We start from the raw sequence: 21,271 nt of genomic DNA, 5'->3' as shown, positions 1-21,271 counted from the left end.
GGAAATGAAAATGGCAAAAGTTTATTATGAGAAAGATGTAACAGTAAATGTATTAAAGGAAAAGAAAGTAGCAATCATCGGATATGGCTCGCAAGGTCATGCGCATGCGCAAAATTTACGTGATAACGGATTTGATGTAGTAGTAGGTTTAAGAAAAGGTAAGTCTTGGGATAAAGCGAATGAAGATGGATTTTCTGTATATACAGTAGCAGAAGCAGCGGAAAAAGCTGATGTAGTAATGATTCTACTGCCTGATGAATTACAACCAGAAGTATATAAAGCTGAAATTGAACCAAATTTACAAGCCGGAAATTCTCTCGTGTTCGCACATGGATTTAATGTTCACTTTGATCAAGTAAAACCACCAGCTAATGTAGATGTATTTCTAGTAGCGCCAAAAGGACCGGGGCATCTCGTACGCCGTACGTTCGCCGAGGGCGGGGCTGTTCCTGCACTATTTGCCGTATATCAAGATGCAACAGGAGTTGCGACTGAAAAAGCACTTTCTTATGCTGACGGAATTGGAGCAACGAGAGCTGGTGTATTAGAAACGACGTTTAAAGAAGAAACAGAAACAGATTTATTTGGAGAGCAAGCTGTACTCTGCGGCGGAGTGACTGCACTTGTAAAAGCAGGGTTTGAAACGTTAGTTGATGCGGGATACCAGCCTGAACTTGCATATTTTGAATGTTTACATGAACTGAAGCTAATCGTTGACCTTATGTATGAAGGTGGACTTGAAAATATGAGATATTCAGTTTCAGATACAGCGCAGTGGGGAGACTTCGTATCAGGACCACGCGTTGTTACTGAAGATACGAAGAAAGCGATGGGGGCAGTATTAGCAGAAATTCAAGATGGTACATTTGCAAGAGGCTGGATTGCAGAGCATAAAGCAGGAAGACCAAATTTCCACGCGACAAATGAGAAAGAGAATGAACATGAAATTGAAGTAGTTGGACGTAAATTACGTGAAATGATGCCTTTCGTACAGCCGCGAGTAAAGGTAGGGATTAAATAATATGAAGCAGATTTTGTTCATGGATACAACGCTTCGTGATGGCGAACAATCACCAGGAGTAAATTTAAATGAACAAGAGAAATTACAAATTGCTAGGCAATTAGAGAGGCTTGGTATTCATGTAATGGAAGCTGGATTCGCGGCAGCTTCCGAAGGTGACTTCCAATCAGTAAAACGCATCGCGAATACAATTCAAAATGCTACGGTTATGAGTTTAGCTAGAGCGAAAGAAAGTGACATTCGAAGAGCATATGAAGCAGTGAAAGGTGCTGTATCTCCTCGTCTACACGTATTTCTAGCTACGAGTGATATTCATATGAAATATAAACTTTGTATGTCAAAAGAAGACGTGTTAAATAGTATTCATCGTTCGGTTACGCTTGGAAAATCATTATTTCCGACAGTACAATTTTCTGCAGAAGATGCGACAAGAACATCGAGAGCATTTTTAGCTGAAGCAGTAGAAACTGCGATTCGCGCAGGAGCGAATGTAATTAATATTCCGGATACAGTTGGATATACGAATCCAGAAGAATATTATTCTCTTTTCAAATACTTACAAGAATCCGTTCCATCATATGAAAAAGCGATTTTTTCTTGTCACTGTCACGATGATCTTGGTATGGCAGTAGCAAATTCGTTAGCTGCGGTTGAAGGCGGAGCATTGCAAGTAGAAGGAACGATTAATGGCATTGGAGAAAGAGCAGGGAATGCAGCGTTAGAAGAAGTTGCGGTTGCTCTTCATATTAGAAAAGATTTTTATAAAGCAGAACCTTCTATGACTTTAAAAGAGATTAAGGCGACGAGTACATTAGTAAGCAGGTTAACGGGTATGGTTGTACCGAAAAATAAAGCAATCGTTGGAGCGAATGCATTTGCTCATGAATCAGGCATCCACCAAGATGGGGTTCTAAAAGAAGTAACAACTTATGAAATTATCGAACCAGCGCTTATAGGAGAATCTCAAAATCTCTTTGTACTTGGGAAACATTCTGGCCGTCATGCGTTTACGGAAAAAATGAAAGAGCTTGGTTATGAATTTACAAATGAAGAGCGAGATGCGGTATTCGAAGCGTTTAAAAAATTGGCTGATCGTAAAAAGGAAATTACTGAGGAAGATTTACGCGCACTTATGCTTGGTGAAGCAGCATTTGCAGCCCAGCAATATAACATTACGCAATTACAAGTGCATTTCGTATCAAATAGTACACAATGCGCAACAGTTGTGCTGAAGGATGAGGAAGGAAATGTATATGAAGATGCAGCCACTGGTTCTGGTAGTATTGAAGCGATATACAATGCGATTCAAAGAATTTTAGGACTAGAATGTGAATTGGCAGATTATCGCATACAATCTATTACACAAGGTCAAGATGCACTTGCTCACGTTCATGTTGAATTAAAAGAAGGTAGTCACCAAATATCAGGTTTCGGAGTTGCGCAAGACGTATTGGAAGCGTCGGCGAGAGCTTATGTCCATGCAGCAGGGAAATTAAAATCTCTTATAGCGCTTGTGAAATAAATATTTGATAGGTGAGAGAAGTTTTCCTCACCTATCAAATTAAAGTTCTGAAAATTCAGTTAAAAGGAGTGTTAAAAATGGAAAAACGTATCGTTTGTTTAGCTGGTGATGGTGTCGGTCCAGAAGTTATGGAAAGTGCGAAGGAAGTATTGCATATGGTAGAAAGGCTATATGGACATCATTTTCATTTGCAAGATGAGTACTTTGGTGGTGTTGCTATCGATTTAACTGGGCAACCATTACCACAGCGAACACTTGCCGCCTGTTTAGCGAGTGATGCGGTTTTACTTGGAGCAGTAGGTGGACCAAGGTGGGATAGTGCGAAAGAAAGGCCTGAGAAAGGATTATTAGCATTAAGAAAAGGACTCGGTGTATTTGCGAATGTTCGCCCTGTAACGGTAGAAAGTGCAACTGCACATTTATCACCATTAAAAAATGCGGATGAAATTGATTTCGTTGTCGTTCGTGAATTAACAGGCGGAATTTATTTTTCTTATCCGAAAGAGCGAACGGAAGAAGTGGCGACAGATACACTTACGTATCATCGCCATGAAATTGAACGTATCGTTTCGTATGCTTTTCAATTAGCGAATAAGCGGAAGAAAAAAGTAACATCTATTGATAAAGCGAATGTTTTAGAGTCTAGTAAACTATGGAGAACTGTGACAGAAGAAGTAGCACTTCGCTACCCAAATGTGGAAGTAGAACACATTTTAGTAGATGCAGCGGCTATGGAATTAATTCGAAATCCAGGAAGATTTGACGTTATTGTAACGGAAAATTTATTTGGTGATATTTTAAGTGATGAGGCTTCAGTATTAGCTGGATCATTAGGAATGCTTCCATCAGCAAGTCACGCTGAAAAGGGGCCTTCATTATACGAGCCTATTCACGGATCAGCGCCGGATATTGCGGGGAAAAATAAGGCGAATCCAATTGCGATGATGCGTTCTGTTGCAATGATGCTTGGGCAATCGTTCGGATTAACGAGGGAAGGATATGCAATTGAAGAAGCAGTTTCTGCAGTCCTTAAATCAGGAAAATGTACAGCAGATATCGGGGGGACTGAAACGACAATTTCATTTACAAAGGCAGTTATTCAAGAAATGGAAGAGCAAGCGTTAGTAGGGAGAGGAAAATAATGGGGAAAAGGTTACTAGATAAGCTTTGGGAAAGACATGTAGTTGCGACTAATGAAAATGGATTGGATTTATTATATATCGATCTACATCTTGTTCATGAAGTAACGTCACCGCAAGCCTTTGAAGGCTTGCGGCTTACAAATCGAAGAGTCCGCAGACCAGATTTAACATTTGCAACGATGGATCATAATATTCCAACGAAAGATGTTTGGAATATTACCGATCGTATTGCGAAGCAGCAACTAGATACACTTCGGGAAAATTGTAAACAATTTCAGGTGCCATTAGCGGATATCGGAGATGAAGAGCAAGGGATCGTTCATGTTATAGGACCAGAACTTGGACTCACACAGCCAGGAAAAACGATTGTTTGTGGTGATAGTCATACAGCAACACACGGTGCTTTTGGTGCACTAGCGTTTGGTATTGGTACGAGTGAAGTGGAACATGTATTGGCAACGCAAACGTTATGGCAACGAAAGCCGAAAGCGATGGGCATTGAGTTAAAAGGAAAGTTACCGCAAGGTGTTTATGCGAAAGATATTATTTTACATCTCCTTTCAAAGTACGGAGTAGCAGTTGGAACAGGTTACGTAATGGAGTTTTACGGAGAGACCATTCATGCTATGGATATGGAAGAGAGGATGACGCTTTGCAATATGGCAATTGAAGGGGGAGCAAAGGCTGGTATTATTGCACCAGATGAAAAAACGGTTGCTTACGTAAAAGGGCGTAAATATGCGCCGAAAGACTATGAATCTATTAAGAAAAAATGGTCAGAACTTTATACAGATTTAGATGCAGTTTATGATTTACATATTTCAGTAGATGTTACGGATTTAGCGCCGTACGTTACGTGGGGAACAAATCCTAGTATGGGTGTTCGGATTGATGAGAAATTGCCAGAAAAGTATGATGCAAATGACGAAAGAGCGTTTTCTTATATGGGATTGAGTCCCGGACAAAGTACGTATGACATTCCAGTTCAACATGTTTTCATTGGATCTTGTACAAATTCTAGGCTTTCTGACTTAGAAATTGCTGCATCTGTCGTGAAAGGTAAGAAAGTAAAAGAAGGTGTGCGAGCACTTGTTGTACCCGGATCTCAAAGGGTAAGAGAAGCAGCGATGCATAAAGGATTACATCGCATATTTGAAGAAGCTGGATTTGAATGGAGAGAGCCCGGATGCTCAATGTGTCTAGGTATGAATCCAGATCAAGTGCCTGAAGGAGAACATTGTGCCTCTACGTCAAATCGCAATTTTGAAGGAAGACAAGGAAAGGGAGCACGAACGCATTTAGTTAGCCCGGCAATGGCGGCTGCGGCTGCGTTATATGGTCATTTTGTTGATATTAGAAAGGAGAGTTATGATGGAGCCATTTCGTATTCATAAAGGTACTGCCGCAGTACTGATGAATGATAACATTGATACAGATCAAATTATTCCGAAGCAATATTTAAAGAGAATTGAAAGAACTGGGTTTGGGAAGTTTTTATTTGATGAGTGGCGATATGATAATAATCGCCAAGAAAACCCTAATTTTCCTCTTAATGCACAAGAAAGAAAAGGAGCCAGCATATTAATTACAGGTGATAATTTTGGATGTGGCTCGTCAAGAGAACATGCTCCATGGGCGCTTGCTGATTATGGTTTCCGCGTTATTATCGCTGGAGGATTTGCCGATATCTTTTATATGAATTGTATGAAGAATGGCATGTTACCGATTGTAATGGATAAAGATATGCGTGAACAACTTGCTAAAACAGATGCGAGGGAACAAATCACAGTTGATTTAGAAAATGAAGTAATTACAACGAATACGCATAGATTCCATTTTACAATCGAGAAAATGTGGAAAGAGAAGTTATTAAATGGTTTAGATGAAATTAGTATTACAATGCAATATGAACAAGAAATAAAAGAGTATGAAAGAAAAGTGGCTTTATATTAAAAAAGTGACGGAATATTAAAAATGTATTTACATTCAAAATTAACTGTTATATACTATGTGAAAATCAGAGGAGAAAGGGAGTAAGTATTATGAATATCGTGCGATCTATTACAATGCTTACACAACTACATCATCATACATGAAACCCTTGAACCTAGCGTGAAAACGTGTAGGTACAAGGGGTATTCCCGTTGTACCTACACTCTATTGAAGAGCCTTGTAGGTATTTTGTCTACAAGGCTCTTTTTATTTTCGGCTTAGGTGAATGAAATCGGCATACATTAGAAGGGGAAAGGTGTGAAAATTTAGATGACAAAATGGAAGCGGGCAAACCCGAATGGAACGAGAGATTATTTATTCGAAGAATGTACATTAATTGAAGAAGTGGAGCAAAAATTAAGGCTTACTTTTTTAGAGAGAGGTTATGAGGAAATAAGAACACCTACAATTGAATTTTATGATGTTTTTGCATTTCAAAATAGACCGATAGATGAAGAGAAGATGTATAAATTTTTTGATGAAAAGGGAAGGATTATCGTTTTACGTCCAGATATGACAATTCCTTTAGCGAGAGTTATTGGAACACAGAGATGGGATACGCCACTTAAAGTGACGTATAGCGGGAATGTATTTCGAGCAAATGAATCCCATTCTGGAAAATATAATGAAATCGTACAAAGTGGTATTGAAGTTATCGGGATTGATAATGTAAGAGCTGAAATTGAATGCGTAATAAGTGTCATTCAAGCACTTCAAAAGTTGAATGTGCAATCTTTTACAATTGAGATTGGGCAAGTACAGTTATATAAATGTATTGTAAAAAAGCTCTCCATCCATGATGAAGAAGAAAGGGTACTTAGAACGTATATAGAAAGTAAAAATTATGCTGCCCTCTCAAATTTCATCGGAGAAAAGAAATTAGATCGATGCGATGAGACAGTAAGATTACTTGAGAAATTACCGAGGCTATTTGGAAATTTAGAAGTTATTGAGGAAGCAGAAAAGCTTGCTTCAAGTAATGAAATGAAAATGGCAATTGCAAGAGTAAAAGAAATGTATGAAACAATGGAAACGTTAGGATATGGTTCTTACATATCAATTGATTTAGGCATGATTCAACACTTAGATTACTATACGGGTGTTATTTTCAAAGGATATATATATGAAATTGGAGAAGAAATCGTTAGTGGCGGAAGATATGATGAGCTAATTGGGAATTTTGGAGAAACGCTGCCGGCTGTTGGACTCGCGGTGCAAGTAAATCAAATTGTGAAGGCGCTACAAGAGCAGCAAGAACCATATGAACGAAATCAAATTGATATTGTGATTCATTATGAGTTAAATAGATTAGCAGAAGCAGAAAGGTTACGAAATTTACTTCGAAAGGACGGGAAAAATGCCTGGTTATCTCTATTCTCTAATTTAAGCGATACCTTTCAATTTGCAAGAAAAAATAAAATAGGAACGGTCGTTGAGGCAAAGAATGAATACTTAGTGGAATATGTGTGGAATGAGAAATGGGTAGTCCAGAAAGAAGGAGAGACTTCATGCGTAACATTCAAATTGCGTTAACGAAAGGAAGATTAGAAAAACATGTAATTCCACTCTTTGAGCAGATTGGAATTGATTGTTCGGAACTCAAAAATAAAGGTCGGAAGCTTGTATTTCAAAGTAAAAATACAAATGTTTCATTTATTTTAGTAAAAGCGGTTGATGTTGCTACTTATGTAGAACATGGGGTAGCTGATATTGGGATCGTTGGAAAAGATATTTTAATGGAAAACGAGAAAGATATTTATGAAATGCTGGATTTAGGAGTAGGGATTTGTAAGTTTTGTGTTGCTTCTATTCCTACGTATAATCCGAAAAGTTACCGGAAGAAAAGAATTGCTACGAAATACCCACATATTACTTCTACTTATTTTCATGATAAGGGAGAGGACGTAGAAATTATTAAAATAGAAGGTTCTGTAGAAATCGCTCCTCTTCTTGGATTGGCAGATGCAATTGTAGATATTGTTGAAACAGGAAAAACATTACAAGAGAATGGACTTATTGTATTTGAGGAAATGCACTCTATATCGGCTCGGATGATTGTAAATAAGGCGGCCTTAAAAACTAAAAAAGACGAAATATTCAGTATTGTAAATATGATGGAGCAAGAAATCTTATCAGGGAAATAGGAGGACTTAAAATGGAAATCATTTATGAAGACTTTAAGGAGGCATTATCTAAAATAAAAGTGCTAAGAGAAAACGCTAATATAATAGAAGAAACTGTTCAAAGAAGTGTAAGAGAAATCATTAGAAATGTAAGGGAAGGGAAAGATGAGGCTTTATCTTTCTATACAAAAAAGTTTGATGGTGTAGAGATGAAAGATTTTTGTGTAAGTGAAGAAGAAATACAGCAAGCGAGTATGCTTGTAGAGAATTCATTTTTAGAAGCTTTAAAAGAGGCGAAGAAAAACATTGTTTCGTATCACGAAAAGCAAAAGAAGTACTCAATATTCGATTGTGAAAGTAAAGGCATAATTAGAGGACAGCTCATTCGGCCATTAGAAAATATAGGTGTATATGTACCGGGTGGGACAGCCTCATATCCTTCTTCAGTATTAATGAATGTATTGCCGGCGAAACTCGCAGGTGTGAAAAAGATTGTAATGGTAACACCGCCGAGGAAAGAAGGAATTGATCCTCATATATTAGCTGCTGCAAATCTTGCGGGGGTAGATGAAATTTATACGATAGGTGGCGCGCAAGCAATTGCGGCTTTAGCATACGGGACGGAATCGATTCCGAAAGTGGATAAAATAGTTGGACCGGGAAATTTGTACGTCGCTCTAGCGAAACGAGAAGTATACGGAATAGTAAATATCGATATGATTGCTGGTCCATCAGAAATTGTAGTTGTCGCGGATGAAACAGGTAATGCAAAATATATCGCAGCGGATTTATTATCGCAAGCAGAGCATGATGAGAGAGCAACGGCAATTTGTATTACAACGAATATGGAACTAGCTAAAGAAGTAGAAAAAGAGGTAGAAAGACAGTTAGAAATGTTACCAAGAAGTGAAATTGCACGTGAATCAATAAATAGAAATGGAGCCATCTTTATCGTTCCTTCTTTAGAGGAGGCACTAAAGTTATCAAATGAAATTGCTCCAGAACATTTAGAGTTACATATAAAAGAACCGATGAATGCTCTAGATTATGTGAAACATGCAGGCTCTATTTTCCTTGGGCCATATGCACCTGAACCGCTCGGGGATTATTTGGCGGGACCGAATCATGTATTACCAACGAGCGGAACGGCAAGATTTTTTTCTCCGTTATCAGTCGATGATTTCGTGAAAAAATCAAGTTTTATTTCTTATACGGAGGAAGCATTAAAAAATGTACAGCATCATATTGTAGAGCTTGCAAATAAAGAAGGGTTACATGCACATGCGAGAGCAATCCAAATAAGGTTTGAGGAGGAAAAATAATGCGTCAGTCCAGTCAAGTACGTCAGACGACAGAAACAAAAATTAAATTAAGTTTGCAGCTTGATGAAAGTACGAATGTATCTATTCAAACGGGGATTGGTTTTTTCGATCATATGCTGACTTTATTTGCTAGACATGGAAGATTTGGATTGCAAGTTGAGGCAGAAGGTGATGTATTTGTCGATGCACATCACACCGTTGAAGATGTTGGAATTGTACTCGGAAATTGCTTGAAAGAAGCATTGCAAAATAAAGAGAGAATTAATCGTTACGGTTCAGCGTATGTACCGATGGATGAATCTTTAGGATTTGTCGCAATTGATATAAGTGGACGCTCATATTGTGTATTTCAAGGGGAATTAACAAATCCGAAGCTCGGGGATTTTGATACAGAATTGACGGAAGAATTTTTTAGAGCAGTTGCACATGCTGCCAATATTACATTACATGCGCGCGTTCTATATGGAAGTAATACACATCACAAAATTGAAGCATTATTTAAAGCTTTTGGTAGAGCGCTTAGAGAAGCGGTCGAAAAAAATGCCAACATTACTGGTGTAAATTCAACGAAAGGGATGTTGTAATTGATTGCCATTATAGATTATGGAATGGGGAATATTCGTAGTGTAGAGCAAGCATTAAAATATATTGGGGCAGAGCACATTGTAACGAGTGATAAAGAAGAGATATTGAGAAGCGATGGCGTGATTTTACCGGGAGTAGGTGCATTTCCGAAAGCGATGGAAGTATTAGAAGAAAGAGATTTAGTGTGTGTACTAAAAGAAGTTTGTGATATAGGAAAACCACTCCTCGGTATATGTTTGGGCATGCAGCTTTTATTTGAACGAAGTGAGGAACTAAAAGGTTGTAGTGGGTTAGGTTTACTACCAGGGGAAATTCGTAAGTTAAAAGTTTCGTATAAAATTCCTCATATGGGATGGAATGAATTAAGGAAGGAAAGAGAATTTCCGCTTTGGAATGGATTAGTAGATGGTTCTTTCGTGTATTATGTTCATTCATATTACGCGGATTGTCCAGATGAAATTGTATGCGGAGTAAGTGATTATGGAATGCAAGTACCAGGGTTTGTAGCGAAAGGAAATGTATTTGGTGCACAGTTTCATCCAGAAAAAAGTGGTGAAATTGGCATGCAAATATTAAAAAATTTTCAAGGGGTGGTAGAAGCATGGAAATCTTCCCGGCTATCGATTTAAAGGAAGGGCGATGCGTTAGACTTTATCAAGGAGAGTTTAGTAAAGAAACGGTGATGAATGAAGATCCGGTAGCGCAGGCGATCATATTTGAAAAGCTTGGAGCGGAAATACTACACATTGTTGATTTAGACGGTGCAATTGCTGGCGAGTCGCTAAATTTTCTCGTCATTGAAAAAATCTGCAAGGCGGTACGTATTCCTGTGCAAGTGGGAGGAGGAATTCGTTCACTTAAAGCGGTGGAGAAGTTATTGTCAGTAGGTGTAGAAAAAGTGATTTTAGGAACAGCGGCTCTTTATGATAAGTCATTTTTAGAGGAAGCAGTTCATCTATATAAAGAGAAAATCATTGTTGGAATTGATGCGAAAAATGGTTTCGTAGCAACGAGAGGTTGGCTTGATTTGTCTGAAATTTCTTATATTATTTTAGCGAAACAAATGGAAAGTTTAGGTGTTCAAACGATTGTGTTTACAGACATTTCGAAAGACGGGACGCTTGCAGGGCCAAATTTTGAACAATTGACGTTACTTCAAAAAAGTGTGGGCATTCGTCTCATTGCCTCTGGAGGAGTGGCATCTATTCAAGATGTGAAAAAGTTAAATGATATGAATATATATGGTGTAATAATTGGAAAGGCGCTTTACGAGAAAAAGATTGATTTAGAAGAAGTATTACAGGTAACGAAGTTATGTTAGCGAAACGAATTATTCCATGTCTAGATGTGAAAGAAGGGCGAGTCGTAAAAGGTGTAAATTTTATAGGATTACAAGATGTCGGTGATCCGGTTGAAATAGCTGAAGCATATAACGAGGCAGGGGCAGATGAAATCGTATTTTTAGATATTACGGCGACCCATGAAGGAAGAAAAACGATTATAGATGTTGTAGAAAAAACAGCAGCAAAAGTATTTATTCCTCTTACGGTTGGCGGGGGGATTTCAAGTGTGAAAGATATGTACAATTTACTAAGAGCTGGAGCAGACAAAGTTTCAATAAACTCAGCGGCAGTGCGAAACCCGAAGCTAATCGAAGAAGGGGCAGAACACTTTGGATCACAATGTATTGTCGTTGCAATTGACGCTAGAAAAGTAGCGGAAGATAAATGGAACGTATACGTCAACGGTGGAAGAGTTGACACAGAAATGGATGCTATAGAATGGGCGAAGCGTGTTGTTAAGCTCGGGGCGGGTGAAATTTTGTTAACGAGTATGGATGCAGATGGAACGAAAAGTGGATATGATCTTCGTTTAACAGAAGAGATTTCAAAAAGTGTTTCCATTCCAGTCATCGCATCAGGGGGCTGTGGTCATACGGATCACATTATAGAAGTTTTTCAAAAGACAACGGTTGATGCAGCGTTAGCGGCATCCATATTTCATTATGGTGAGGCGACAGTGCAGAGTGTAAAGCGAAAATTAAGAGATGCAAATGTTGAGGTGCGGTTATGAAACCTAATTTTTCAAAAGGATTAATACCAGCAATTGTCATCGAAGAAGGTACGAAAGAAGTTTTAATGCTAGCTTATATGAATGAAGACGCATATGAAAAAACGTTAGAGACGAAAAGAACATGGTTTTATTCTCGTTCGAGGCAGTCGTTATGGAATAAGGGAGAAACATCAGGGAATGTTCAATATGTGCAATCTCTATACTTAGATTGTGATCAAGATTCAATTGTTGTGAATGTGAAACAAGTAGGGCCTGCTTGTCATACGGGGGAGAAGACATGCTTTCACTATCAAATTATATAGGGGGGATACATATGGAAAATGCCTTTAAGTTGCTGTATAAAACAATTGAAGAACGAAAGGAAAGCCCACTTCCTGAATCGTATACAAATTATTTATTTTCAAAAGGAGAAGATAAAATTTTAAAGAAAATTGGTGAAGAGTGCGCTGAAGTAATTATCGCATGTAAAAATAATGATAAAGAAGAAGTAGTGAAAGAAATGGTTGATGTATTTTATCACTGTTTCGTTTTATTGGCTGAAAAAAATATTGCATTGGAAGATGTCATGCGAGAGGTGAAAGAACGAAATGGAAAGCTTTCGAGAGTTGGGGATAGAAGGGAAATAGATACATTATAAGGGGGAATGTATATGAAAGTAGATTATCATCTTCACTTAGAAGAAGGACCGTATTCAATAAGATGGCTTGCTAAAATAAATGAAGCGTTGGAATGTTATGAACCGCTTCAAGAAAGGCATTCTATTGATTGGCTTATGAAAACACAAGAGCGTTTGCAAAAGCGTGTGAAGGAAGGGCCATTTACAAAAGAATGGATGGATCTCTATTTAGAAGAAGCTGTGCGAAAAGGAATAAAAGAAGTGGGAATTGTTGATCATCTATATCGTTTTCATGAAGCGCAAGGATATTATGAAAAATATGTAGATATTAGTGATTCTAAGCTTGGTCGTATACAGAAGGAATGGTTAGATCAAGTAAGGGTAGTTTCACTGTATGATTTTACAAAGGCAATTGAAGAAGCGAAAGAACGATGGAGTAAAAGAGGTGTCACACTTAAACTTGGAATTGAAGCGGATTATTTTCTTGATTGTGAAGGAGAGTTAAAAGAATTATTAGCGCTAGGAGACTTTGATTATGTAATTGGTTCCGTTCATTTTCTAAATGGCTGGGGATTTGATAATCCGGATACGAAAGAATATTTTGAGGTGCATGACCTACGCACATTATACGATACGTTTTTTAAAACAGTTGAGAGTGCGATTCATACAGAGTTATTTGATATTATCGCTCATCTTGATAATATAAAAGTATTTAATTATCGATTGGATGAGAATGAACAGCTTTCTTATTATAAGGAAATTGCCTGTGCGTTAGTAGAAACGAATACGGCAACAGAAATAAATGCAGGACTGTACTATCGTTACCCTGTTCGTGAGATGTGCCCAAGTCCACTATATTTACAAGTATTAGCTAAGTATGGTGTTCCAATTACGATTTCTTCGGATGCCCATTATCCAAATGATTTAGGGAATTATGTACAAGAAAATGTACAAACATTACGAGCTCACGGTGTTACTCAGGTCGCAACATTTACGAAGCGAGCAAGAGTAATGAGGTTGCTTGAAGAAGAAGTAACAAATTTAAAATGAAACGCGATTTTTTGATGAAAACCGTCCTTTTTGTTCAAAATAAGAAAGAATGAAAAGGAGGGTAAGAAATGGCGAAACAACAAAATAAACAAAATGTACAAGTTGCACAGCAACAAGCTTATACGTCTGAAACGAATGCTGCATCTCAATCGGTTATTGAGGAGCAAATTAGCGATACGGTTGCAGAAGGAACTATTGATGTGAAGCTCGGAAAAGAATCGCAGGAAAAAGCGTAAGAAGAGGGGAGAGTTGTATCTCCTCTTTTTTTATGGAAAAGTGTCGATTTTCAAAACTATAATCAAATTCCTTGGTTTTTATATATGGATTTCTTACAATGAAATATAAGAGATATCTTATTTTCTATAGAAGAGGTGTTAGTAGTGGCAAAAATATTAGTAGCGGGAAAAATTCCAGAAATTGGATTAGAACTATTAAAAGATCATGATGTAGAAATGTACGATAAAGAGGAGTTAATTTCTATAGATGAATTAACAGAGCGTGTAAAAGATAAAGATGCATTGTTAAGTTTACTTTCAACAAAGGTGCCAAAAGAAGTTATTGATGCAGCGCCTCATTTAAAGATTGTTGCAAACTATGGTGCTGGTTACGACAATATTGATTACACGTATGCTGGGGAAAAAGGAATTGCAGTAACGAATACACCGAAAGTATCAACGGAAGCGACTGCAGAATTAACATTTGCACTTCTTTTAGCAGCGGCGCGTAGAATTCCTGAAGGGGATACGTTATGTCGTACGACTGGATTTAACGGATGGGCACCGTTATTTTTCTTAGGACGAGAAGTCCACGGTAAGATAATTGGAATTATTGGTCTTGGAGAAATCGGGAAGGCTGTTGCAAAACGTGCGAGAGCATTTGGAATGGGTGTTTTATATACAGGGCCAAATCGTAAGCTTGAAGCTGAAAGTGAACTGGGAGCAACGTATGTGACGTTGGAAGAATTATTACAAACAGCAGATTTTATTACAATTAACTGTGCTTATAATCCAAAATTACATCATATGATTGATGAAGAGCAGTTTAAAATGATGAAGAAAACAGCGTATATTGTAAATGCTTCACGTGGACCAATTATGAATGAAGCGGCACTTGCTCATGCATTAAAAACGAATGAAATTGAAGGGGCAGCTCTTGATGTGTTTGAATTTGAACCGAAAATTACAGAAGAGCTAAAAGAATTAAAGAATGTAGTGCTTGCTCCACACGTAGGGAATGCAACGTTTGAAACTCGTGATGCGATGGCTGAAATGGCTGTCAAAAATATTTTAGCTGTATTAAACGGCGAAGAGCCAGTAACACCTGTAAATCAAAAGGTATTAGTCACAAAATAAAAAGAAACCTTCCGGACTCGGAAGGTTTCTTATTTTTCTTTATTCGCTTTTTTAGACGGTCTTTGTCTAATGAATTGAGATAACATGTACAAAATATATAGTGGAATGGCAATGAATAAGAAAACAGAAAAATTGCCAAATCCTGTTTGATACATTGTAATAATGATTCCAACTAAAAATAGTGTAATAATGATGCTATATCGTGGAATTGGTACATCTTTTAAACTTGGGATACGAATGCGGCTCACCATTAAAAATGCGAACGTTACAAATACGGTAATAAGAACGATTTTTGGAATGGTATGTGAAAATAATGTTAAGAAAGCAACAAGCCCTCCCGCTGCTGTAATCGGTACTCCAGTGAAATATTTCATTGAAGTAGAAGATGGTGTTACATTAAATCGTGCTAAACGATATGCCCCGAAAAGAGGGAATAATCCCGCTATGTATAATCCGATGATTCCGTAGTTTGAGAAAGATGTGTAATACATTAAAACAGCAGGTGCTGCACCAAATGTTACGACATCTGCAAGCGAGTCGAGCTCTTTTCCCATTTGTGAATCAACACGTAATAAACGAGCAACACGACCATCAAGACTATCTAACATCATCCCGATAAGTACTAAAATAGCAGCTGATTTATAATATCCTAAAGATGCATAGCCGATTGATAAAAATCCGCTATATAAATTTCCGAGCGTAAATAAGTTTGGAATAGCTGCTCTATACAAAATCTGATCCCTTGCTTTCTGTAATAAATTCTTAATTAGTGTATGAAAGTTTACTTATTTTATCATACCATAAATTTATTCCTCATACGAAAGAAATTACCAATTTGTGAAAGATTTCATAGAAGGATGAGGAATAAATTAAGTGAAAATAAAAAGAGGAAGCAACTTGTATAAAGTTGCTTCCTTTACTATTCAAATTTCGTTGTCATCGTTCCGGTTTTATATCGATTATTAGGATCGAAACGTAATAAATCTCCATAAATTAATTTATCGGAGAGTTTTAATTCTGTTTTTGCTTTTTCAACATACGGCTGACATAGCGTCATGTCAGCTTCTTCACCCGTACTTCTTTTGTAGCACATATTTTTTGTATAAACATACTCTTCAGAAACAAAGCTACCATCACGCATTACCATAAGCGGGTCTTTTTCTTTAATAAATAAGTCAGTTCCAAATTCAACGGATTTATTTGTTTTAATACCAAGTAAATGAAGGAGCGTTGGTTTAATATCAATTTGACCAGATACTTTAGAAACAACTTTTCCTTCTTGACCAGGCACATGAATAATAAGAGGAACGCGTTGTAATTGCATAGAATCGAATGGTGTAATAGTATCTTTTCCTAGGAACTGTGCCATAGCTGCGTTATGGTTTTCGGAAATACCATAATGATCACCATAAATGACAATAACGGAATTATCATACAGTCCTTCTTCTTTTAATTGTTTAATAAATAATTTAAGAGCTTCATCTGTGTAACGAACAGTTGGGAAGTAGCGGTTTACAACACCACTTTCTGAGTTGAATTCATCAACATATTGGTCTTCCGGATTTAGAAGAAACGGAAAATGATTTGTTAATGTAATAAATTTTGTATAGAACGGTTGCGGTAAAGATTTTAACTTTGGAATAGATTGTTCAAAGAACTCTTTATCTTTTAATCCCCAACCGACAGACATTTGTTCCGTTCCTACGTAATCATTTAAATTAAAGTAACGATCATATCCAAGTGTAGGATACATTACATCCCGATTCCAAAACGTTTTATCGTTTGAATGGAAGACGGCGGAAGAATATCCGTATTTCTTTAATTGTTCTGGTGTAGCTGTGTATTCATTTGTTGCATGAGTAAAGAATACAGAACCACGATCTAGTGGGTAAAGTGAGTTTTCAACGATAAATTCAGCATCAGAAGTTTTACCTTGTCCAGTTTGATGATAGAAGTTATCGAAATAGAAGCTATCCTTAATAAATTCATTTAAAAATGGTGTAATTTCTTTTCCATTTATTTTTTTATTAATAACAAAGCTTTGTGTAGATTCCATTGAAATTAAAATTACATTTTTACCTTTTGCAGCTCCAAATAAGTTTTTATCAACTTGCTTGTCTTTTGAGTCTGTATAGTTCTTAATTTCAGAAAATCCATCGCCACTTGCAAATACACGCTCAGCTGAAGACTTGGATTGAAGTGTAATATCAAATAGATGATATGTGTATAAACCTAAATTTTTCACAACAGTTTGACGGTCAAATGAGCGTGAGAACATTTGTGGTTTATAAATAACTGATACAACAATTTGTAGTGCTAATAAAGCTGTTACACCGCTAAAGAAAGTTCGCTTCTCTGAGCGGGAAAGTGGTGTTTTGTCGCCAAATGATGGGAATTTACGCGAAATAAACATTAAAATAATTGCATCTGCAAATAAAAGTAATGTTTTGTACGTAAAGAGTTCTTTTATACTTGTCCCTAAATCAGCCATATTGTTTGTTTGGAATAAAACCGGGAAAGTAACGAAATCGTTATAGAACCCATAAAACATTGCGTTTCCAAATAAAATAAATGACAGTATAAAACTGATTCCAATTATAATTCGGTTTCGGTGCTTAGATGCAAGTAAAGCTAAGCCGAAAAATAAAAGTAACGCAGCTAGTGGATTAATAAAAAGCATGAATTCTTCAAAGAAATTATCAATTTTAATATCAAATGCTAGCTTGTACACAATATATGTTTTAATCCATAGTAAAACGACTGCAACGAGTGCAAATCGCAGTTTTGGAAACAGATGTTGTAGCATAATATACTCCTCTCCTAAAAAGCATGACAGTTCTTGTGAGTCAGTTTGCTTAACGACTCCTTTTATATATACGAACAGTCCTTTGTTATTATGATTATTATACTATGAGTATCATTATACGAAAATAAAAGGGGGTTGTGGGCTTTTTTATAATAATCGAGTAGAAAAAGATTGGTGGGAGACAATAAAACAGAATTTCTATGTATGATAATTATCGTACGTAGAAAGAATCGCGTGATATACGGAGGTTATAATGCGAAAATTATTATATTTTATAGCATGCAGTAGTGTTATACTTTTTACTTCACCGAGTGTGTCGGTAGCTCAATATGATGCACCTCTTATGGAAGATGCACTTTATTCTGTTTTATTTCCAAAAATAAATAAAGCAATTGAAAAACAATATGGAAGTTTGAAACCTTATCAATGTCCTAAAATTATTAGTTTAAAAAAAGTGTATAGCGGTACATATTTATTTCAAGCAAGTATTGAAGTGACAAAGTATGAACGTGTTGCTGGGAAAATTGCTCCACCATTTGAGAAGGTAACGATTACATTTAATAACGAAGAAGGCGAATGGGAAGTGACAAAGATTTCAGTAAAGCGCTTACCAAACGATACAAAATTAAACTGTAAAAAAACAATATAAAAAATTGTTTGACAAATAAAATGGTCCTTTGGTATTGTTAATAGCAACAATTAGATGTTTGAAAATTAAATAGACTTACCTCATCTACTCTCAAAGGTAGAGGCCGCGATAGGAAAGAGTAAGCTATGGGAGATTTAATGGAATCTGTGATCATAGGTTGAAAGGGACTATTGCCGAAATATAAGAATAACCATCTTATTCATATATTGGGACTACATTGAATAAATGTAGTACTGTCATAAGATTTATTTTATGGAGAGCTATTTGGAGATGTTGATGCGGTTTCTTATTTTGAGGAGATAACAACTCGTTTATTTTTTCAATATATATTTTTCCTAATAAGAAACGCGTGTGAACATTGTTCCGCGCGTTTTTTGTCTATCTAAAAGCGTGCTGCAATGAATAGAAGATTGGGGTTATGAGTTTTAGAGGAAATAAGGGAGGAATTTAAATGTATTTACACGGCACAAGCCGAATTAATGGGCAAGGACACTTAGAAATTGGAGGGTGCGATACGACGCAGCTAGCAAAGCAATACGGAACACCACTTTATGTATACGATGAAGAGTCTATTCGAGGAAAATGCCGAGCGTTTCATCGTGCTTTTAAAGAAAGTGGTTTCTCTTATCAAGTAGCATATGCAAGCAAGGCGTTCTTGTGCATGGAGATGTGCCGAGTAGCTCGTGAAGAGAATATGTCATTAGACGTTGTTTCTGGGGGAGAATTATATACTGCGCTCCAAGCTGGATTTCCAGCATCACGTATTCATTTTCATGGAAATAATAAAACAGAAGAAGAGATAGTGATGGCTCTTCAGGCGAATATTGGTTGTTTTGTCGTAGATAATTTCTTTGAATTAGAAATTTTACACGATTTAGCGATGCAACATGGAAAATTTGTGAACATATTAATTCGTGTAACACCTGGAGTAGAGGCGCACACACATGAATATATTACAACAGGCCAAGATGATTCGAAATTTGGATTTGGCGTTTCAAACGGTCAAGCGATGCAGGCAATTGGATTTGCTTTACAAAAATCAAATTATAATGTGCTAGGGATTCATTCACATATCGGATCGCAAATATTTGAAACAGCTGGTTTTGTTCGAGCAATTGAAGTTCTTCGCCAATTTTTAGAAGAAGTGAGAGAGCAAACAAACTATGTAGTAAAAGTGTTAAATGTAGGCGGGGGATTTGGAATACGCTACACAGAGTCGGATACACCATTAACTCTTGAGACATATGTGCGAGCTGTAACAAGTGCAGTGAGAGAACAATTTACTGTATGTGAATATCCATTGCCAGAAATATGGATTGAACCAGGCCGTAGCATTGTAGGTGATGCTGGGACAACAATTTATACAGTTGGATCTGTGAAAGATATTCCTGGTATTCGGAAATATGTATCAGTCGATGGTGGAATGACAGATAATTTAAGACCTGCTTTATATAGTGCGCGTTATGAAGCAATGTTAGCGAATCGAGGGAATGATGAGAATGAGGAACTCGTTTCGATTGCTGGGAAATGCTGTGAGAGTGGAGATATGTTGATTTGGGATATTCATTTACCAAAAGTCGCTTCTGCTGATTTACTAGCAGTTTCCTGTACAGGAGCCTACGGGTATTCGATGGCGAATAATTACAATCGGATTCGAAGACCAGCCGTGGTCTTTGCAAAAGGCGGAACATCGCAAGTAGTTGTGGAACGCGAAACATATGAAAATATTATTGGGAACGATCGCATACGTATTAAAGAGCTTGTCTAAATAGAAAAGGAGTTGTTCGGAGGGGCAATTCCTTTTTTGTAAAATAAAATAATTAAAATATATCGGAAAACTAGGATTGAAAAAAATCAGAATTGTGATAAAATACAAATACAAAGCTTATCAAGAGAAGCGGAGGGAACTGGCCCGAAGAAGCTCGGCAACCTGCTTATAGAAAGCAAGGTGCTAAATCCAGCAAAATGGAATCCATTTTGAAAGATAAGGTAAAATATATTACCGAACAGTCTTTTCGAAATGGGAAAGATTTTTTTTATGAATAAAAAGGGGGGCTGTTCGCGTGAGTGTACGGGAACATTTTGATGAAGTATCCGAGAAGATTGAAGCGATGCTTGCTGATATGAAATATGGTTCAATTACAATTGTTGTGCAAGATGGAAAAGTAATTCAGTTAGAGAAAAGTGAAAAAGTACGTTTAAAGTGAAAAGCGCTGACTAGAAAAACTAGAGGCGGTTTTAACCTATTTTCATTAGGTTAAAACCGTCTTTTTGCTTTTACAGGGGGAAAAAACATGTTGACGTATGAAACGTGGGAAGAAAATGTTGTTTCATTTTCGGAAGAAGATGAAACAAAAGGCGCGTTATCAGTATTAAATTGGGCTTATGAAGAGTATAAAGATGAAATCGTCTATGCATGTAGCTTTGGGGTGGAAGGTATGGTATTGCTGCACCTTATAAACCAAGTAAATCCATCTGCTAAAGTTGTATTTTTAGATACAAATGTTCATTTTCAAGAAACGTATGAATTAATTCAAAGAGTGAGGGAACGATTTCCTTCATTGAATATTATAGAAAAACAGCCAGAACTTACACTTGATGAACAGGCGAAGTTGCATGGTGAAAAACTGTGGGAGAGCAATCCGAATCTTTGTTGTAAGATTAGAAAAATTTTACCTTTAGAAAAATCATTAGTCGTGGAAAAAGCATGGATATCGGGCTTAAGAAGGGAACAATCAGAAACACGTAAGCATACAAAGTTTATAAATCAAGATCATCGTTTTCAATCTATTAAAGTTTGTCCACTCATTCATTGGACGTGGAAAGAAGTTTGGCGATATGTATACAAACATAGCCTGCCGTATAACCCGTTGCATGATGTTGGCTATCCAAGTATTGGGTGTGAGAAATGTACTTTACCTGTAGGGGATGGTGGCGATTCAAGAGATGGTAGATGGGCTGGGAAAATGAAAACCGAATGTGGTCTTCATTATCAATAAGATGAATCTTGAAATAAAG

Annotated in this window: 23 protein-coding genes and 2 riboswitches; of the genes, 21 read left to right on the top strand and 2 right to left on the bottom strand. The window is 36.9% G+C overall.

Features of this window, described 5'->3' with window-relative positions:
- Positions 1-10 precede the first annotated feature (10 nt).
- From ilvC to CN409_RS18700, 17 genes are all read left to right on the top strand, one after another.
- Entirely contained in the window at positions 11-1,021 is a 1,011-nt protein-coding gene (ilvC, locus tag CN409_RS18780) for a ketol-acid reductoisomerase (protein ID WP_001151745.1), read from the top strand.
- Between the two features lies 1 nt (position 1,022).
- Positions 1,023-2,543: a 2-isopropylmalate synthase gene (gene leuA / locus CN409_RS18775; protein ID WP_000809594.1), complete on the top strand. Its 1,521-nt coding sequence runs from the start codon at positions 1,023-1,025 to the stop codon at positions 2,541-2,543.
- A gap of 77 nt (positions 2,544-2,620) precedes the next feature.
- On the top strand, positions 2,621-3,685 hold the full coding sequence (gene leuB / locus CN409_RS18770; RefSeq protein ID WP_000415383.1) for a 3-isopropylmalate dehydrogenase: 1,065 nt from the start codon (positions 2,621-2,623) through the stop codon (positions 3,683-3,685).
- Positions 3,685-5,079: a 3-isopropylmalate dehydratase large subunit gene (leuC, locus tag CN409_RS18765; RefSeq protein ID WP_000518094.1), complete on the top strand. Its 1,395-nt coding sequence runs from the start codon at positions 3,685-3,687 to the stop codon at positions 5,077-5,079. Before leuB ends, leuC begins: the two co-directional genes overlap by 1 nt.
- Positions 5,057-5,638, top strand: coding sequence for a 3-isopropylmalate dehydratase small subunit (gene leuD / locus CN409_RS18760; RefSeq protein WP_000433191.1), 582 nt, complete (start codon positions 5,057-5,059; stop codon positions 5,636-5,638). Before leuC ends, leuD begins: the two co-directional genes overlap by 23 nt.
- 309 nt (positions 5,639-5,947) lie before the next feature.
- Entirely contained in the window at positions 5,948-7,210 is a 1,263-nt protein-coding gene (locus CN409_RS18755) for an ATP phosphoribosyltransferase regulatory subunit (RefSeq protein WP_000170302.1), read from the top strand.
- Positions 7,186-7,821 (top strand): ATP phosphoribosyltransferase, encoded by a 636-nt coding sequence (gene hisG, locus CN409_RS18750; RefSeq protein ID WP_001244492.1) that lies wholly within the window; start codon positions 7,186-7,188, stop codon positions 7,819-7,821. The genes CN409_RS18755 and hisG overlap by 25 nt, the downstream gene beginning before the upstream one ends.
- 11 nt (positions 7,822-7,832) lie before the next feature.
- On the top strand, positions 7,833-9,122 hold the full coding sequence (gene hisD / locus CN409_RS18745) for a histidinol dehydrogenase (RefSeq protein WP_000402915.1): 1,290 nt from the start codon (positions 7,833-7,835) through the stop codon (positions 9,120-9,122).
- Positions 9,122-9,706, top strand: coding sequence for an imidazoleglycerol-phosphate dehydratase HisB (hisB, locus tag CN409_RS18740; RefSeq protein WP_001249962.1), 585 nt, complete (start codon positions 9,122-9,124; stop codon positions 9,704-9,706). Before hisD ends, hisB begins: the two co-directional genes overlap by 1 nt.
- On the top strand, positions 9,707-10,336 hold the full coding sequence (gene hisH / locus CN409_RS18735) for an imidazole glycerol phosphate synthase subunit HisH (RefSeq protein ID WP_000560346.1): 630 nt from the start codon (positions 9,707-9,709) through the stop codon (positions 10,334-10,336). It begins immediately after the preceding gene.
- Positions 10,309-11,028 carry a 1-(5-phosphoribosyl)-5-[(5-phosphoribosylamino)methylideneamino]imidazole-4-carboxamide isomerase gene (gene hisA, locus CN409_RS18730; RefSeq protein WP_042597451.1) on the top strand — a complete coding sequence of 240 codons (720 nt, stop codon included), beginning with the start codon at positions 10,309-10,311 and terminating at the stop codon, positions 11,026-11,028. The genes hisH and hisA overlap by 28 nt, the downstream gene beginning before the upstream one ends.
- Positions 11,022-11,780 (top strand): imidazoleglycerol phosphate synthase cyclase subunit, encoded by a 759-nt coding sequence (gene hisF, locus CN409_RS18725; RefSeq protein ID WP_000880105.1) that lies wholly within the window; start codon positions 11,022-11,024, stop codon positions 11,778-11,780. The genes hisA and hisF overlap by 7 nt, the downstream gene beginning before the upstream one ends.
- On the top strand, positions 11,777-12,082 hold the full coding sequence (hisI, locus tag CN409_RS18720) for a phosphoribosyl-AMP cyclohydrolase (RefSeq protein WP_000803959.1): 306 nt from the start codon (positions 11,777-11,779) through the stop codon (positions 12,080-12,082). Before hisF ends, hisI begins: the two co-directional genes overlap by 4 nt.
- A gap of 11 nt (positions 12,083-12,093) precedes the next feature.
- Positions 12,094-12,417, top strand: coding sequence for a phosphoribosyl-ATP diphosphatase (gene hisE, locus CN409_RS18715; RefSeq protein WP_000426355.1), 324 nt, complete (start codon positions 12,094-12,096; stop codon positions 12,415-12,417).
- Positions 12,418-12,429: 12 nt separating this feature from the next.
- Positions 12,430-13,446, top strand: coding sequence for a histidinol phosphate phosphatase domain-containing protein (locus CN409_RS18710; RefSeq protein WP_081143385.1), 1,017 nt, complete (start codon positions 12,430-12,432; stop codon positions 13,444-13,446).
- Positions 13,447-13,514: 68 nt separating this feature from the next.
- Entirely contained in the window at positions 13,515-13,682 is a 168-nt protein-coding gene (locus CN409_RS18705) for a DUF4025 domain-containing protein (protein WP_001118893.1), read from the top strand.
- A 144-nt stretch (positions 13,683-13,826) separates the two neighbouring features.
- Entirely contained in the window at positions 13,827-14,798 is a 972-nt protein-coding gene (locus CN409_RS18700) for an NAD(P)-dependent oxidoreductase (RefSeq protein WP_097981842.1), read from the top strand.
- Positions 14,799-14,827: 29 nt separating this feature from the next.
- On the opposite strand, the gene pssA is transcribed toward CN409_RS18700, so the two are convergent.
- On the bottom strand, positions 14,828-15,529 hold the full coding sequence (gene pssA / locus CN409_RS18695) for a CDP-diacylglycerol--serine O-phosphatidyltransferase (protein WP_000285417.1): 702 nt from the start codon (positions 15,527-15,529) through the stop codon (positions 14,828-14,830).
- A gap of 188 nt (positions 15,530-15,717) precedes the next feature.
- Positions 15,718-17,604, bottom strand: a complete 1,887-nt coding sequence (locus CN409_RS18690; protein WP_000939085.1) for an LTA synthase family protein — start codon at positions 17,602-17,604, stop codon at positions 15,718-15,720.
- A 253-nt stretch (positions 17,605-17,857) separates the two neighbouring features.
- On the opposite strand from CN409_RS18690, the gene CN409_RS18685 reads away from it, so the two are divergent.
- The 4 genes from CN409_RS18685 (at position 17,858) to CN409_RS18670 (ending at position 21,252) form a co-directional block, all read left to right on the top strand.
- Positions 17,858-18,253, top strand: a complete 396-nt coding sequence (locus CN409_RS18685) for a DUF3888 domain-containing protein (protein WP_001228823.1) — start codon at positions 17,858-17,860, stop codon at positions 18,251-18,253.
- An 89-nt stretch (positions 18,254-18,342) separates the two neighbouring features.
- Positions 18,343-18,524: riboswitch (Lysine riboswitch) on the top strand.
- A gap of 180 nt (positions 18,525-18,704) precedes the next feature.
- Complete coding sequence (gene lysA, locus CN409_RS18680; protein WP_000280641.1) at positions 18,705-20,021, top strand: diaminopimelate decarboxylase; 1,317 nt, start codon at positions 18,705-18,707, stop codon at positions 20,019-20,021.
- 114 nt (positions 20,022-20,135) lie between these two features.
- Positions 20,136-20,244, top strand: a riboswitch (SAM riboswitch).
- A gap of 72 nt (positions 20,245-20,316) precedes the next feature.
- Positions 20,317-20,460 carry a YezD family protein gene (locus CN409_RS18675; RefSeq protein WP_000116158.1) on the top strand — a complete coding sequence of 48 codons (144 nt, stop codon included), beginning with the start codon at positions 20,317-20,319 and terminating at the stop codon, positions 20,458-20,460.
- A gap of 87 nt (positions 20,461-20,547) precedes the next feature.
- Complete coding sequence (locus CN409_RS18670) at positions 20,548-21,252, top strand: phosphoadenylyl-sulfate reductase (protein WP_000959017.1); 705 nt, start codon at positions 20,548-20,550, stop codon at positions 21,250-21,252.
- Positions 21,253-21,271: the final 19 nt, after the last annotated feature.

It is taken from the genome of Bacillus sp. AFS012607 (assembly GCF_002558005.1).
In the GTDB taxonomy this organism is placed as follows: Bacteria; Bacillota; Bacilli; order Bacillales; family Bacillaceae_G; genus Bacillus_A; species Bacillus_A thuringiensis_S.
This window is presented reverse-complemented; position numbering and strand designations above follow the sequence as displayed.

Excerpts from the sequence above, each read along its gene's own strand:
- hisA (WP_042597451.1), top strand. The coding sequence starts at position 10,309 with ATGGAAATCTTCCCGGCTATCGATTTAAAGGAAGGGCGATGCGTTAGA.
- CN409_RS18690 (WP_000939085.1), bottom strand. The coding sequence starts at position 17,604 with ATGCTACAACATCTGTTTCCAAAACTGCGATTTGCACTCGTTGCAGTC.
- hisB (WP_001249962.1), top strand. The coding sequence starts at position 9,122 with ATGCGTCAGTCCAGTCAAGTACGTCAGACGACAGAAACAAAAATTAAA.
- CN409_RS18755 (WP_000170302.1), top strand. The coding sequence starts at position 5,948 with ATGACAAAATGGAAGCGGGCAAACCCGAATGGAACGAGAGATTATTTA.
- leuA (WP_000809594.1), top strand. The coding sequence starts at position 1,023 with ATGAAGCAGATTTTGTTCATGGATACAACGCTTCGTGATGGCGAACAA.
- hisD (WP_000402915.1), top strand. The coding sequence starts at position 7,833 with ATGGAAATCATTTATGAAGACTTTAAGGAGGCATTATCTAAAATAAAA.
- hisG (WP_001244492.1), top strand. The coding sequence starts at position 7,186 with ATGCGTAACATTCAAATTGCGTTAACGAAAGGAAGATTAGAAAAACAT.
- CN409_RS18705 (WP_001118893.1), top strand. The coding sequence starts at position 13,515 with ATGGCGAAACAACAAAATAAACAAAATGTACAAGTTGCACAGCAACAA.
- hisI (WP_000803959.1), top strand. The coding sequence starts at position 11,777 with ATGAAACCTAATTTTTCAAAAGGATTAATACCAGCAATTGTCATCGAA.
- CN409_RS18710 (WP_081143385.1), top strand. The coding sequence starts at position 12,430 with ATGAAAGTAGATTATCATCTTCACTTAGAAGAAGGACCGTATTCAATA.
- leuC (WP_000518094.1), top strand. The coding sequence starts at position 3,685 with ATGGGGAAAAGGTTACTAGATAAGCTTTGGGAAAGACATGTAGTTGCG.
- hisE (WP_000426355.1), top strand. The coding sequence starts at position 12,094 with ATGGAAAATGCCTTTAAGTTGCTGTATAAAACAATTGAAGAACGAAAG.
- leuB (WP_000415383.1), top strand. The coding sequence starts at position 2,621 with ATGGAAAAACGTATCGTTTGTTTAGCTGGTGATGGTGTCGGTCCAGAA.
- CN409_RS18670 (WP_000959017.1), top strand. The coding sequence starts at position 20,548 with ATGTTGACGTATGAAACGTGGGAAGAAAATGTTGTTTCATTTTCGGAA.
- leuD (WP_000433191.1), top strand. The coding sequence starts at position 5,057 with ATGGAGCCATTTCGTATTCATAAAGGTACTGCCGCAGTACTGATGAAT.
- ilvC (WP_001151745.1), top strand. The coding sequence starts at position 11 with ATGGCAAAAGTTTATTATGAGAAAGATGTAACAGTAAATGTATTAAAG.
- hisF (WP_000880105.1), top strand. The coding sequence starts at position 11,022 with ATGTTAGCGAAACGAATTATTCCATGTCTAGATGTGAAAGAAGGGCGA.
- lysA (WP_000280641.1), top strand. The coding sequence starts at position 18,705 with ATGTATTTACACGGCACAAGCCGAATTAATGGGCAAGGACACTTAGAA.
- CN409_RS18685 (WP_001228823.1), top strand. The coding sequence starts at position 17,858 with ATGCGAAAATTATTATATTTTATAGCATGCAGTAGTGTTATACTTTTT.